General features: G+C 67.5%; 14 protein-coding genes. 7 read left to right on the forward strand and 7 right to left on the reverse strand.

Annotation, left to right across the window (positions count from 1 at the left end; translation table 11 throughout):
* The 3 genes from Q7J58_RS07775 to Q7J58_RS07785 form a co-directional block, all read right to left on the reverse strand.
* Positions 1 to 491: AAA family ATPase (locus tag Q7J58_RS07775; RefSeq protein WP_304825778.1), on the reverse strand; the 491-nt coding region annotated here is incomplete at its 3' end.
* 157 nt (positions 492 to 648) lie between these two features.
* Entirely contained in the window at positions 649 to 1566 is a 918-nt protein-coding gene (locus Q7J58_RS07780) for a trypsin-like peptidase domain-containing protein (protein WP_304825781.1), read from the reverse strand.
* Between the two features lie 62 nt (positions 1567 to 1628).
* The gene (locus Q7J58_RS07785; protein WP_304825784.1) at positions 1629 to 4523 is read right to left on the reverse strand and encodes an aconitate hydratase; all 2895 of its coding nucleotides are present in this window, start codon (positions 4521 to 4523) and stop codon (positions 1629 to 1631) included.
* A 294-nt stretch (positions 4524 to 4817) separates the two neighbouring features.
* Here Q7J58_RS07785 and Q7J58_RS07790 point away from each other — a divergent pair, with 294 nt between their 5' ends.
* Positions 4818 to 5753, forward strand: a complete 936-nt coding sequence (locus Q7J58_RS07790; protein ID WP_304825786.1) for an ice-binding family protein — start codon at positions 4818 to 4820, stop codon at positions 5751 to 5753.
* A gap of 37 nt (positions 5754 to 5790) precedes the next feature.
* Positions 5791 to 6969 (forward strand): OmpA family protein, encoded by a 1179-nt coding sequence (locus Q7J58_RS07795; protein WP_304825787.1) that lies wholly within the window; start codon positions 5791 to 5793, stop codon positions 6967 to 6969.
* A gap of 255 nt (positions 6970 to 7224) precedes the next feature.
* On the opposite strand, the gene Q7J58_RS07800 is transcribed toward Q7J58_RS07795, so the two are convergent.
* The 3 genes from Q7J58_RS07800 to Q7J58_RS07810 all read right to left on the reverse strand — a co-directional run bounded on the left by Q7J58_RS07800 (position 7225) and on the right by Q7J58_RS07810 (position 8849).
* Positions 7225 to 7383: a DUF3309 family protein gene (locus tag Q7J58_RS07800; RefSeq protein WP_304825789.1), complete on the reverse strand. Its 159-nt coding sequence runs from the start codon at positions 7381 to 7383 to the stop codon at positions 7225 to 7227.
* A 31-nt stretch (positions 7384 to 7414) separates the two neighbouring features.
* Entirely contained in the window at positions 7415 to 7792 is a 378-nt protein-coding gene (locus Q7J58_RS07805) for a collagen-like protein (protein WP_304825792.1), read from the reverse strand.
* Positions 7793 to 8111: 319 nt separating this feature from the next.
* On the reverse strand, positions 8112 to 8849 hold the full coding sequence (locus tag Q7J58_RS07810) for an SOS response-associated peptidase family protein (protein WP_304825794.1): 738 nt from the start codon (positions 8847 to 8849) through the stop codon (positions 8112 to 8114).
* A gap of 150 nt (positions 8850 to 8999) precedes the next feature.
* Between Q7J58_RS07810 and Q7J58_RS07815 the strand changes: the two genes are divergently transcribed.
* Positions 9000 to 9926: a M23 family metallopeptidase gene (locus Q7J58_RS07815; protein WP_304825798.1), complete on the forward strand. Its 927-nt coding sequence runs from the start codon at positions 9000 to 9002 to the stop codon at positions 9924 to 9926.
* 18 nt (positions 9927 to 9944) lie between these two features.
* Positions 9945 to 10475, forward strand: coding sequence for a pseudouridine synthase (locus Q7J58_RS07820; RefSeq protein WP_304825801.1), 531 nt, complete (start codon positions 9945 to 9947; stop codon positions 10473 to 10475).
* Positions 10476 to 10523: 48 nt separating this feature from the next.
* Here the strand turns inward: Q7J58_RS07820 and Q7J58_RS07825 are convergent, their stop codons facing one another.
* The gene (locus Q7J58_RS07825) at positions 10524 to 11825 is read right to left on the reverse strand and encodes a leucine-rich repeat-containing protein kinase family protein (RefSeq protein ID WP_304825806.1); all 1302 of its coding nucleotides are present in this window, start codon (positions 11823 to 11825) and stop codon (positions 10524 to 10526) included.
* Between the two features lie 71 nt (positions 11826 to 11896).
* Between Q7J58_RS07825 and Q7J58_RS07830 the strand changes: the two genes are divergently transcribed.
* The 3 genes from Q7J58_RS07830 to Q7J58_RS07840 are packed head-to-tail and all read left to right on the forward strand — an operon-like array spanning position 11897 to position 13424.
* A complete protein-coding gene (locus Q7J58_RS07830; RefSeq protein WP_304825808.1) occupies positions 11897 to 12370 on the forward strand; it encodes a YeeE/YedE thiosulfate transporter family protein in 474 nt (157 codons plus the stop codon).
* Positions 12367 to 12792 (forward strand): DUF6691 family protein, encoded by a 426-nt coding sequence (locus tag Q7J58_RS07835; RefSeq protein ID WP_304825809.1) that lies wholly within the window; start codon positions 12367 to 12369, stop codon positions 12790 to 12792. The genes Q7J58_RS07830 and Q7J58_RS07835 overlap by 4 nt, the downstream gene beginning before the upstream one ends.
* Before the next feature lie 11 nt (positions 12793 to 12803).
* Positions 12804 to 13424: a DUF938 domain-containing protein gene (locus tag Q7J58_RS07840; protein WP_304825812.1), complete on the forward strand. Its 621-nt coding sequence runs from the start codon at positions 12804 to 12806 to the stop codon at positions 13422 to 13424.
* The last annotated feature ends 41 nt before the right edge of the window (positions 13425 to 13465 follow it).

Genomic DNA, 13465 nt, shown 5'->3' on the forward strand with positions numbered 1-13465 from the left:
GGCAGCGGGTAGGTGCCTTCGGTCTCAATCGGGTTTTGCGTGGCCATCACCAGGAACTGGCTGGGCACCTTGTGCGATTCGCCGGCAATCTTCACATGGCGCTCTTGCATCACTGCGAGCAAGGCGCATTGCACCTTGGCGGGCGCCCGGTTGATCTCGTCGGCCAGCAGCAGGTTGGCAAACACCGGACCCAGCGAGGTGCTGAAGTCGCCCGTTTTCTGGTTGTAGATGCGCGTGCCCACCAGGTCGGCGGGCACCAGGTCGGGCGTGAACTGGATGCGCTTGAACCGCCCCTGCACCACCTCGGCCAGGGTCTTTACCGTCAAGGTTTTGGCCAGACCGGGCACCCCTTCCACCAGCAGATGGCCCTGGGCCAGCAGGGCCACCATGACGCGCTCCAGAAAGCGGTCTTGCCCCACCACCACCCGTTTCACTTCGTACAGGATCTGCTCCATGAGCTGGGCGGTGTCGGGGGTCTCGGTGGCGTTCATGGGAGCTCCAAAAAAGTCAAACAAGGCACAAAGGCAAGCGTGAAGGGCGTCCGCCCAGTCGCACCGCGGAACTGGCTCTGCCAGGCCGCAGGTGCGGTCCCCCTCCCGCCGAAGGCGAGAGAGGGGGAAGACGCGAAGCGGCGCAGGGGGTGACCATCTAGAACGGGGGAAGACCGGCGGCGCTGGCGGCGCTTTCAATCGGCACCGCAAAACCGATGCCCACAAAGGTGCGGTGGTTGGTGGGGTTGAGGATGCCGGTGACGATGCCCACCACCTCGCCGTCCATGGTCACCAGCGGCCCACCCGAGTTGCCGGGGTTGGCCGCCGCATCAAACTGGATCAGGTTGCCGATTTCCTGCTCGCCTTCGGGCGAACGAAACGAGCGCCCCAGCCCCGAAATGACGCCCGCCGAGGTGGACGGCCCGATACCGAACGGGAAACCGACCGCCACCACCGGGTCGCCAGGCAGCAGGTCGGTGGTAGACCGCAGGGTGGCCGCACTCAGGTCGTCGGGAATGGTGTGGGCCTGCAGCACGGCCAGGTCGTTTTCAGGCTGAGCGCCGATCACACTGGCCGCCGAGGCGCTGCCGTCGGCAAACACCAGCCGCAGGGTCTGCGCGCTTTGCACCACATGCAGATTGGTCAGGATCACGCCTTTGTCCACGATGACGACGCCGGTGCCCACGCCCTGCTCCACGTCTTCACCCTTTTTGTTTTTGGTGAACGACATGACGCGCACCACCGAAGGGCGGATTTTTTCGGCCGCACGGGCCGCCGCAGAGGGCAGGTTCTGGGTGGTGAGGGTGCGCAACACCGCCGCATCGATGTCTTTTTGTGTGAGCTCGCGGGCACCGCCCGGCCCACGCAGCAGCACGCTGGCCAGCAACAACATGCCCAGCAGCGCCATGCACGCCCACATCACGCGCGGGCTGGTGCCCGCCTGGGCCAGCCGCTGGCCCAGCCCGGTGGTGCGCAGGGGTGAGGCAGCCGTTTTCTGCGGCACGGTGTCCACGGCTTCGGGCGCAGCCACCGCAGCGGCGCGGGCCGAACGGCTGTACAGGGCAGGCTGGCGCATGGGCTTCTCCTGGTGCGCCGGAATGGGCGCTGTGCACATCATGCCGCGTTGCGCGGCCTCGCTCAAGCACCCAACAATTGCCTGAGCACGTAGGGCAGGATTCCACCCGCGCGGTAATAGTTCACCTCCACCGGCGTGTCGATGCGCAGCGTCAGCGCCACCTCCTGCCGCTGACCGTTGGCGCGGGTGATCACCAGGGTGGCATCGCTTTGGGGCAGCAGGTCGGGGTGCGGCAGCACGTCCAGCGTTTCGTCGCCCGTGAGGCCCAGGCTTTCCCACGAATCGCCCGCCTTGAACTGCAGCGGCAACACGCCCATGCCCACCAGGTTGCTGCGGTGGATGCGCTCAAAGCTGCGCGCCACCACGGCCTTGATACCCAGCAGCTGCGTGCCTTTGGCGGCCCAGTCGCGGCTGGAGCCGGTGCCGTACTCTTCGCCCGCCAGCACCACGGTGGGCACGCCAGCGGCCTGGTAGCGCGTGGCGGCGTCAAAAATCGACATTTTTCGACCTTGTTCGGCGCCGTGGCCTTGGAAAAGGGTCCAGCCGCCCTCTTCGCGTGAGCCGGCGGCGTCGGGGGCGAGCATCAGGTGTTTGATGCGCACATTGGCGATGGTGCCGCGCACCATCACGTCGAGGTGACCGCGGCGCGCGCCGTAGCTGTTGAAGTCGGCCTTGAGCACGCCGCGCGCCAAGAGCCACTGGCCAGCCGGCGAGTTTTCCGCGATGTTGCCGGCCGGGGAAATGTGGTCGGTGGTGATCGAATCACCCAACAGCGCCATGATGCGTGCGCCCCGCACGGCAGGCGCCTGCTCGGCCGGCGGCGCCAGGGCGAAGTCGGCAAAGAACGGCGGCTCGGCGATGTAGGAGCTGGTGGGCCAGGTGTAGGCGTTGCCGCTCACGCCCTGAATGCGCGCCCACAACGGGCCGGGCTCGCCTTGGATGCGCTCGTAGTTGTCGCGGTAGGCCTTGCCCTTCATGGCAAATTTCATCAGCGCGTGCACCTCTTCGCTGCTGGGCCAGATGTCACCCAGGTACACCGGGCGGCCACCCTTGCCAAGGCCCAACGGCTCGGTCATCAGGTCGGTCATCACGTTGCCGGCAATGGCGTAGGCCACCACCAGCGGCGGGCTGGCCAGAAAGTTGGCTTTCAGGTTGGGGTGGATGCGCGCCTCGAAATTGCGGTTGCCCGACAGCACGGCCGCACACACCAGGTCGTTTTGCGTGATCACGTCGTTGAGCTCGGGCGTGAGGTCGCCCGCGTTGCCAATGCAGGTGGTGCAGCCGTAGCCCGCCAGGGCAAAGCCCAGCTTTTCCAGGGAGGGCAGCAGCCCGGTGGCGGTGAGGTATTCGGTGACGATGCGCGAGCCCGGCGCCAGCGATGTCTTGATGTGCGGCTTCACCTTGAGCCCGGCCTGCACCGCCTTTTGCGCCAGCAGGCCAGCGGCCAGCATCACGCCGGGGTTGCTGGTGTTGGTGCAACTGGTGATGGCCGCAATCAGCACATCGCCATTGCCGACCGACAGCGACTGGGCGCGCGGGGTGGCGGCGTCAGTCTGGGCGGTGGCGCGTGCGGGCCGGTTGGCGTCCATTTCAGCCACCGAGCGCGGTGCGCCTGGGGGCGTGGGCGGCTCGGGCAGGTCGTGCGTGCCCTGCGGGTTGCCGCCGGCTTGCAGCTGGTGGCGCGTGTGCAGCAAAGCCGCTGGGCGGTTGAAGCCGTTGTCGGCGTTGGGTTTGCTGAACAGCGACGCAAACTGGCTGGCCACCTGGCCGAGCTCGATGCGGTCTTGCGGCCGCTTCGGGCCCGCCAGGCTGGGCGTGACCTGCCCCAGGTCCAGCGTGACCACCTGCGAATAGTCGATGTCAGCCGCCCCGATGGAAGCCCCGGGCGCGCCCGGTACGCCAAACAGCCCCTGGGCCCGAAAGTAGGCTTCAAAGGCTTCAATTTCGGCCTTGCTGCGGCCCGTGCCCCGGAAGTAATCCAGCGTCTTGCCGTCCACCGGAAAGAAACCCATGGTGGCGCCGTATTCGGGCGCCATGTTGGCAATGGTGGCGCGGTCGGGCAGCGCCAGCGAGGCCGTGCCTTCGCCAAAAAACTCGACAAACTTGCCCACCACCTTGTGGCGGCGCAACAGCTCGGTCACGGTCAACACCAGGTCGGTGGCGGTCACGCCTTCGCGCAGGCGGCCCGTCATCTCGAAGCCCACGACGTCGGGGGTGAGGAAGTACACCGGCTGGCCCAGCATGGCGGCTTCGGCCTCGATGCCGCCCACGCCCCAGCCCACCACGCCAATGCCGTTGATCATGGTGGTGTGGCTGTCGGTGCCCACCAGGGTGTCGGGGTAATACAGACCGCCCTTCAGGTGCACGCCGCGCGCCAGGTATTCCAGGTTGACCTGGTGCACGATGCCAAAGCCCGGCGGCACCACGCCAAAGGTGTCAAACGCCTGCATGCCCCACTTCATGAATTCGTAGCGCTCGCGGTTGCGCTGAAATTCCAGTTTCATGTTGAGGTCGAGCGCCTTCTTGGTGCCGTAGTGGTCCACCATCACCGAGTGGTCCACCACCAAGTCCACCGGCACCAGCGGTTCGATCTTTTTCGGGTCCTGGCCCAGCCGCTGCGCCACACTGCGCATCGCGGCCAGGTCGGCCAGCAAGGGCACACCGGTGAAGTCTTGCAACACCACCCGTGCCACGGTGAAAGGTATCTCGTCGCTGCGCGCGGCGTTGGGTTGCCAGTTGGCCAGCTGCGCCACATGCTCGGCCGTGACGCGCTCACCATCGCAATGGCGCAACACACTTTCCAGCACGATGCGCAGCGACACCGGCAACCGAGACACGTTGGGAAACTGCTTGGCCAGTGCAGGCAGGGAATACAGCCGCCCGCTCTTGCCCAACGCGGTCTTGAAGTTCTTGACGGTATGGGCAAACGGGTGGGCAAAGCGGGCAGACGGGCTCATGAACAACTCCAGAGACAAGCCAAAACGAGGCACTTCATTCTGTTCGCAGCAACGGAGTCCGCACTGTCTGTAGTGGCTTAGCGGGCCGCCCACACGTGTCCAACCAGCCCGGCCCGTTCGCCGCTGGTGCCGTGTGTGCGCTGCCGCACCGACAAAAAAACGCCCGGTCCAGATACTGAAGCAGCACCCACTGACGCGCGGACCCATGCCGTGCGCCAGCCCCAGCGCGCTGTCCACGACCCGTCAACCGAACCGTGGCTGCGGCCCCCAGAAAACCTGCCTGCGAGAACCCCCATGACAATCCACCCCACCCAACACCGCGCCGGGCCATGGCTCGCCCCCCTGCTGCTCAGCACGCTGTTGGCCGCCTGCGGCGGCGGCGACCCCGTGCTCGGTTTTGACGGCACCGGCACCGCACCGGTGGCTCCGGTGGTGGTGGTACCGCCAGGACCTCCGCTGCTGACACCGCCCGGCAGCACCTTGTTCCCGCTGGGCGTGGCCGCCACCTTCGGTGCCTTCGGCGGTTCCGCTGGCGTGACCAACCAGGGCCTGCTCACCGTCATCCAGGGTGACCTCGGCACCACAGCGGTCTCGACCGCGGTCACGGGCTTTCGCAGCACCCCCGACTGCACCTACACGGTCACGGGCTTGAACCGGGGCCAGGTCAACGGAAGCATCAACACCGCTCCGCCTTCGCCCACCGTCGCCTGCCCGACCGAGGGCACGGCGGCCACCGCAGCGGTGGCCATCGCCGCACGCGCCGACGCCCTGACGGCCTACAACACCCTGGCTGGGCTGCCGAGCGGCTCCGATCCGGGTGCCGGCAACCTGGCCAATCTGGTGCTGGCATCGGGCGTCTACACGGCCGCAGGCGGCACATTCATGATCCAGGGCGGCAACCTGACGCTGGACGGCCGGGGTGACCCGAACGCCACCTGGGTATTCCAGATGGCCCAGTCCCTCACCGTGGGCGGCCCGGGCGCTGCATTTCCGCAGCGCGTTGTGCTGATCAACGGGGCACAGGCCAAGAACGTGTTCTGGCAGGTCGGTAGCGCAGCCACCGTCAATGCGGGCGGCGGCGGCACCCTGGAGGGCACCCTCATCTCGCAAGCTGGCGCTGCGTTTTCCACGGCGGGCAACGCCACGGTCACCACGCTCAACGGCCGCGCCCTTTCGCTGAACGCCTCGGTCACCCTGGTGAACACGGTCATCAACGTGCCTGCCCCTTGAAGCCATCCTGCGCTACAACCCACTTGAGCCCAACCCCATGACCACCACACCCCACACAAGCGCGGGCGCCTTGAGCCTGCTGACACTGGCGCTTTTCGCCAGCCCCATGGCCCTGGCCCAGGGCACCGGCTGGTACGGCGGGGTCAACGCAGGCCGCACCGGTGCGGAGATCGACGATGCCCGCATCACCAGCGGCCTGCTGGGACAGGGATTCAACACCCCCTCGATCAACGACCGGGACCGCAGCAACGGCTTCAAGCTCTACGGGGGTTACCAATTCGGTCCTTACGTGGCGGTGGAAGGCGGCTACTTCGACCTCGGCCGGTTCGGCTACACCGCCAACACCGTGCCGGCAGGCACGCTGGACGGTGAGATGCGCGCCCGGGGCCTGAACCTGGACCTGGTGGGCACGCTGCCGCTGACCGGCAAGCTCTCGGCACTCGCTCGTGTGGGTATGAACCATGCGCGCGTCAACAGCCGGTTTTCCAGCACCGGTGCCGTTCAGGTGATCAACCCGACGGCGCGCAAGAGCGAAACCAACGTCAAGTACGGCCTGGGGTTGAACTACGCGTTCACCGAGGCCCTGGCCATGCGGCTGGAAGTGGAGCGCTACCGCGTGAACGACGCCATCGGCAACAAGGGCGATATCGACATGGTGTCGGTGGGTCTGGTGTACCGCTTCGGAGGCCCGACGCCCCCACCGAGGCAGCAGGTCGCGTCACCCGCACCCGCACCCGTGTATGTGGCCGTGCCACCGCCACCCGCACCAGCGCCAACACCCCCCGTGGTGCAGGCACCACCGCCGGCGCCCGTCCTTCCGGCGGTGGTTGAGCCCAGGCGCGTGAGCCTCTCGGCCGAATCGCTGTTTGGCTTTGATGCCCACACCGTCAAGCCCGAGGGCCGGGCGGCGCTTGACCAGTTCGCCCGCGATCTGGCCGGCACCCGCTACGAGTCCATCCGTGTGCAAGGCCACACCGACCGACTGGGTTCGCAGGCCTACAACCAGCAGCTGTCGGAGCAACGCGCTGCGGCCGTGAAGAACCATCTGGTCATCACCGGCCAACTCGACGGCAGCAAAATCTCGGCGGTGGGCAAAGGAGAGACCGAGCCAGTGACCCAGCCCGCAGACTGCCAGGGCCAACAGCGCACCCCCGCGCTGGTGGCCTGCTTGCAACCCGATCGCCGGGTGGAAGTGGAAGTGACCGGCACACGCTGAGACACCCCGGCCCGCCCAGGACATGTTGTCGTGTCCAACGGTCACGGGTGCAGCAGCAAAAAGGCCGCATCAGCGGCCTTTTTGCTGCCCCTGGCACCAGACAAACGATTCAGACATTCAGACATTCAGACAAAAGGCCGAGGCAAAAAAATACCCCCGGTGCAAGCCATCGGGGGCATTTCCAAAGGGTCTGTCGCTGATCGGTCTGGGACCGGTGTTCGCTGGCATGCCTGAACGCGGCACCTCACGACACGGTTACAGGCGCCCCATCACCAACAGCACCACCAGAATGACCAACACCAGCCCCAGCCCACCGCTGGGACCGTAGCCCCAGCTTTTGCTGTGCGACCACGTCGGCATGACGCCAATCAGCATGAGGATCAAAACGATGACCAGCAGGGTACCGATGCTCATGGTGCGCTCCTTGGGGTGGCTGAAGCGTCCATCAATTGGCAGGCGCGGGGACGACGATCACCTGGGTGTCGCCACCGGTCTTGCCGGTTTCGCCCTGGGTGCCGGTTTGGCCGGTGGCACCGGTCGATCCGGTGTAACCCGTGTCGCCAGTGGCACCGGTTGAGCCGGTTGAACCGGTGGCACCGGTATAGCCCGTGTCACCCGTGGCGCCGGTGGCCCCGGTTGAGCCGGTGTAGCCCGTATTGCCGGTGTTGCCTGTGGCACCCGTGGCGCCTGCCGGACCGGCGGGACCGGGCACCATGATGGGAGCGGGCGCGGTGTTGACCACCACAGGTTCGCGGTCGCAGGCCACCAGGCCGAAGGTGGACAACAGGGCAATCAGCAAGAAAGAATGGCGCAAACGGTTCATAGGAAATCCTTGTATTGAAGGGGTGTGGTGTCGCCGCAGCGGTGCGGCGCATCACACAACGCAACCCGACGGACCGGTTTGTCCGTCTGTTGTTTTGCAGCGTAGACGCTGGCGCGTGCGCGGTCTGTGCGTTGACGAACAAGTGGCACAGAAACATCTGGCGGAAGCATCCGCCCAGTACCGAAGCGCGAACCCGCCCTGCGGCGGTGGGCTGAGAGCTGTGCCCACCGCATGAACACCCCTGGCCAGACGCAAAAAAGTGGCCTTCGAGCCACTTTTTTTGCGTCAGCCGACCGCATGTCGGACCAGCGGCACCGATTTACTTTTTCTGCACCGGGTTGGCGGTGAGCCAGTTGGCCGGGTAGGCGCGCATGAATTCTTTGGCCTTCTGCGGATGGGCGGTGAGCCAGGCGCCGTAAGCACCTTCGTTCAACACCGCCGGCATGCGTTTTTCAGAGCCGGGCTGCTGGTAGCGGTTCATCAGCGCATGGCTGTTGGCGTTGACCGTGAGCAGGGTGAAGCTGACGATGACCTGGCCGTCGGCACCGGTCCAGCGTTCCCACAACCCGGCCACGCCCATGGGCTTGCCGTCCACCCGGGCAATGCGGGTGGGCACGGCTTTGCCGCTGCGGTAGTCGTCTTCAATGAAGGCCATCATGGGCACGATGCAGCGCTGGCCGTGGGTCCAGGCGTCGTAGAAATTTTTCGACGTGCTCACGGTTTCCGAGCGGGCGTTCACCAGCTTGGTCGAGCGCAGTTTGGCGTCGGATGCCGACTTGACCCACGTCGGCACAAAACCAAACTGTCCGGCGACCAACTCCAGCACCAGGGGCGCTGCCTCGGCGGGTGCAGGGTGCGCAGCGCCATCCGTTTGCGCATCTGGCGTGTCGGGCTCGGCGGCCTCAGGCGCTGGAGCGGCAGCCGCCGGTGCTTTGCGTATGAACACACCCGGCTGGCGTGGCCACACGTTGCGCCCCACGGGGGTTTCGGGGGCAGCCACGTTAAAGGCATCGGGGTACAGCGCGGCGGGCTGCAGGCTTTCGTATTGGGAACTCATGCGGCGATGCTAGCAGCCTGCCCATTCGGCAAGCCGCTGCTTGCCCTCCGGCGCGCCCAATCCGGCGGATGCCCGCCACAACCACACCGGCACCCGGGCAACGGCCGCGCCTTTTGGCGCCAAAATCCCCCTTTCTTTCAAGGAGTTGTGGTGCCCCGTTCCCGCCTGGCCGGTCCGTTGGTTTTGTTCGTCCCTCCAGCGCCCAACCGCCGCACGCTGCTGCTGGGCAGCGCCGGCCTGCTGGCCGCGAGCGCGTGGGGCCCAGCCCAGGGCGCCACAACGGCCGCAGAGGCCAGCCGGGTTGTACCCCCCGCCACGCCCGTGCCGGGCGGCATTGCCCGCCTGTCGCTCGGGCCGGCCGCCACCCGGCCGCAGGCATGGGCAAGCGCCAACGATGGCAGCCTGGTGCCCCTGCTGGTACTGGGCGACATGATCGAGTGGACCGCTTTGGTGGGCATACCGCTGGCCGCAGTGCCTGGGGAGGCGCGCATTGAAGTGCGCCGGGCCGACGAATCGCCACACACCCTGCACTACACCGTGGTACCCAAACGCTACGCCGAACAGCACCTGAAGGTGGCGCCCAGAACGGTGGACCTGTCGCCCGAAGACCTGGCCCGTTTTGAGCGCGAGCGGGCTCACCAGCAGTTGGTGATGGCCACGTTCAGCGAACCCTTGCCCGACCTGAACCGCCTGCGCATGCGGGTGCCCACACCGGGGCGGCGTTCCAGCTCGTTCGGGCTGCGCCGGGTGTTCAACGGCCAGGCGCGCAGCCCGCACAGCGGCATGGACATTGCCGCGCCCACCGGCACGCCGGTGGTGGCGCCTTTGCCGGGGCGGGTGATCGACACCGGCGACTATTTTTTCAACGGCCAGACCGTCTGGATGGACCACGGCGGCGGCCTGCTGAGCATGGTGTGCCACCTGAGCGCCATCCGGGTGAAGCTGGGCGATGCGCTCGACGCTGGCGAGCCCCTGGGCGCTGTGGGCGCCACCGGCCGTGTGACCGGGCCGCACCTGCACTGGGGCGTCATGCTCAACCGCACCATGGTGGACCCGGCGCTGTTTCTGGCGGCCTGATTGGCCCACATTCCCACCATGCTGATCCGATTCAACAAACCCTACGGCGTGCTCAGCCAGTTCACCGCCGAAGGCCGCTGGCGCGGGCTGAAGGACTTCATCGACCTGCCCGGCGTGTACGTGGCCGGGCGGCTGGACGCCGACAGCGAAGGCCTGCTGCTGCTGACCGACAACGGCCAGGAGCAGGCCCGCATTGCCGACCCGCGCTTCAAGATGGAAAAAACCTATTGGGTGCAGGTAGAAGGCGAGCCCGACGAGGCGGCACTGAACCAGCTGCGCCGCGGGGTTCAGCTCAACGACGGGCCCACCCTGCCCGCCCGCGCCCGGGCCATGGCGCCACCGCCCACCCTCTGGGAGCGCGACCCACCCATCCGCGTGCGGGCGTCCAAGCCCACGGCCTGGATCGAACTGGTCATTCGCGAAGGCCGCAACCGCCAGGTGCGCCGCATGACCGCCGCCGTGGGCTTTCCCACGCTGCGCCTGATCCGCGCGGCGATTGGCCCGCACAGCCTGGACGGGCTGGAGCCAGGCAGCTGGCACAACGCTTGATGCGACAACGTGCCCTCCGCCCTGGGGCGCAGCGCAGGGGGTTTCAGCTCACAACAGCGCCTGCAAGTCGTCACACACCTCGGCCACCGTCGGCCGCTGTCCGGGTTGCGGGTGTTGGCAAAGTTGTCCCAGGCGAGCCAATGCATCCACACCCGGGCCCGCGAGCGCGTGGGCGGCCAGCTCTTCCAGCAGACAGCCCAACGCCCGCACCTCCAGCGCCTGCAACGCGCGGCTGAGGGCCGGTTGGTCGGCGGGCAGACGGGTGGCGGCGCCAAAGTCGCTCAACAGGGCGTCGCCATTGGCCGGGTTGCACAACACGTTGTGGGCATACAGGTCGCCGTGCAGCACGCCGCAGCGGTGCAGGTGCGCCACCGCCTGCGCCACGGTCTGGGCCAGGCGCACGGCTGCGTGCGCGTCCAGGCGCCAGCCGCTGGGGTACACGTCGCGGGTGCAGCTGTCCAGGCTCGGCGGGCCAGCCAGGTTGCTCCGACTGGGCGGTATGAGCGGCAGCAGCAGCCCGCTGGCGCCTTGCGGGTGGTCGCACAACTCGGCGCTGGGCGTGCACAGCGCGGGGTGCTGGCCGGCGGCCAGGCAGGCGGCGCGTTCGTGTTCGGGCAAACCGTCGCTGGTGACGGCGCCTTTGAACAGCTTGAGCGCCAGCGCCTCGGCGGTGGCACCGTGTTGCCGCTCAACGCGGTAAATGTGGCCCGAGGCGCCCTCTCCCAACAGCGCACCCAGCTGCAACTGGCCCCAGGGCACCGTCGCCAGCGGCGACAGCGGCGGCAGGTTCCAGCCCAGCGGGTTGCCCGCGAGCGCCAGCCAGGCCAGGCGCGGCAGCTCGGTCAGCCAGCCGGGCACATCCGGCAAGCGGTTGGCCGCCAGGCGCACCAGCTCCAGCCGCTGCGCACCGGCCCGGCTGGGCGGCAGGTTGCGCAGCTGGTTGCCCGCCAGCATGAGTTTTTGCAACGCTGGGCGCTCACCCAGTGCGGCGGGCAGCTGGGCGATGGCGTTGTCGGTGAGCACCAGCCAGCGCAGCGCGGGCGGCAAGGCGCTGGCGGGCACGTGTGCGATGCGGTTGGCCTTGAAACCCACCACCTGCAAGGCTGCGCAGTCGCCCAGCACCTCGGGCAGGTGGGTGAAGGCGTTGTCGGAACAGAAAACAATTTTCAGCCGGTGCAAGCGGCCCAGGTCGGGCGGCAGGCGGCTGAGCCGGTTGCCGCTGAGGTTGAGCACTTCCAGCGTGTCGGCCAGGTCAAAAACGTCCGGGGGCAGCTCGGTCAGGTCGGCGCTCAGGTCAAGCCGGCGGATACCGGCCAAGGCGCCGCTGCGCAGTTGTTCAAGGGTGTGCATGCCAAGGGGTCTGTACAAATCGGGGGACAAGGTCGGGGGCTCATTATCAAAGCCGCCGATAATGCCGCCCCATGAACGAAGCCATCTCCCTTTTCCCCCTCGGCTGGCAACACTATCTGCTGGGCGGGGTCTTCATTGGCGCCGGTATGGCGCTGCTGTTTCTGTTCACCGGCCTGGTGGGCGGCATGAGCACCGTGTTTTCCAGCACCTGGTCGTTTGTGCTGAAACGCTCCTTTTTCCAGCAGGCCCGCCTGACCGACACCCGCGTGTGGCGGCTGGTGTATGCGCTGGGTCTGGTGCTGGGTGCCGGGGTGTGGTGGCTGCTGATGTCTGACGGCACGCCGCTGACGACGGGGGTTCCGGTGGCGCTGCTGCTGGTGGGTGGTTTTCTGGTGGGTTATGGCGCCCGGCTGGGCAACGGCTGCACCTCGGGCCACGGCATCTGCGGGCTGGGTTCACTGAACGTGCCCTCGCTGCTGGCGGTGCTCACCTTCATGGCCACGGCCTTCATCACGGCCAACCTGGTGGCATGGTGGCTGGCATGAGCGCCGTGAACCTGACCCCCGGCAAGTTTCTGGCGGTGCTGGCCGCGGGCGCCCTGTTTGGCTTTGGCCTGGCGCTGTCCACCATGGTGCAGCCCGAGGTGGTGCTGAGCTTTCTGCGCTTTGAAGACTTCGGTCTCATGCTGGTGATGGGCGGCGCCGTGCTGGTGACCCTGCTGGCCTACAAGCTGGCGCCGCGTGTGCTGGGGCGGCCTTTGCTGGGCGGCTACTTTCACCAGCATGTGAGCCACTGGAACCGCGACACCCTCACCGGTGCCGCGCTGTTTGGCGTGGGCTGGGGCCTGTGCGGCGTGTGCCCCGGCCCCGCCATTGCTGGCCTGGGCACGGGCAACTGGAGCCTGCTGTGGGCGCTGGCCGGCATTGCGCTGGGCGCGCTGGCGCAAGGCCTGCGGGCCAAAGTCTGACCGCCGCACCCATGCACAACCTGCCCTTCAGCCCCGCCGCCGAGCGCAACAAGGCGCCCATTCTGGAGCGGCTGCAGGCGCTCTTGCCTGCGCAAGGGTCGGCGCTGGAAATCGCCTCGGGCACCGGGCAACACGCCGTGTGGTTTGCGGCCGGTTTGCCGGGTTGGCGCTGGCAACCCACCGATTTTGAAGCCCAAGCCCTGCCCGCCATCGATGCCCGTGTGGCCGAATCGGGCCTGACCCGCATCGCCCCAGCCCTGCGGCTGGATGTGCTGGCGCCACAGTGGCCCGCCGAAGGGCCGGCGTTCAGCACCCTTTTTGACGCCATTTACTGCGCCAACATGCTGCACATCGCGCCCTGGGCCACCTGCGCGGGCCTGATGCAGGGCGCCGCGCGCCACCTGGCGCCAAAAGGCGTGCTCATCACCTACGGGCCTTACCTGGAAGACGGCGTGACCACCTCGCCGGGCAACCTGGCGTTTGACGCCAGCCTGCGCGCCCAGCATCCTGACTGGGGCGTCCGCCCACTGGCCGATGTGGCCAAGCAGGCGCAACACGCGGGCCTGGCCCTGCAGCAGCGCCACGCCATGCCGTCCAACAACCTGCTGCTGGTGTGGGGCCGCCCGACCTGAACGCCCTTGAAGGTGTGCTGCCCGACACCCCCTGCGGGGAA

Origin of the sequence: Hydrogenophaga sp. (assembly GCF_030656115.1) — a bacterium.
GTDB lineage: Bacteria > Pseudomonadota > Gammaproteobacteria > Burkholderiales > Burkholderiaceae_C > Hydrogenophaga.